1 protein-coding gene is annotated in these 242 nt (G+C 51.2%); it reads left to right on the top strand.

Going from position 1 to position 242, the window contains the following annotated elements; genetic code table 11:
* Window positions 1–242: phage tail tape measure protein (locus FDX22_RS19620; RefSeq protein ID WP_146717657.1), on the top strand; the 242-nt coding region annotated here is incomplete at both ends.

A 242-nucleotide genomic window follows, 5' to 3' on the forward strand; every position in this document is an offset into this window, starting at 1 on the left:
AGTTCGCTGAAATGGGGGAAGACATCTTAAAAATGTCGGATCGCCTGCCAATGGCCGCGAACGATATTGCAAAATTGGTGGCGGCCGGCGGACAGGCTGGTATCGCGCGAGAAGATTTGAAGCAATTTGCTGAGGACGCCCTGAAAATGGGGGTCGCCTTTGACCAGTCTGCGGATCAATCTGGCGACATGATGGCGAAGTGGAGAACGTCATTTAAGATGACTCAACAGGAAGTTGTTTCT

Origin of the sequence: Citrobacter sp. TBCS-14 (assembly GCF_005280805.1) — a bacterium.
Classification (GTDB): Bacteria; Pseudomonadota; Gammaproteobacteria; order Enterobacterales; family Enterobacteriaceae; genus Citrobacter; species Citrobacter gillenii.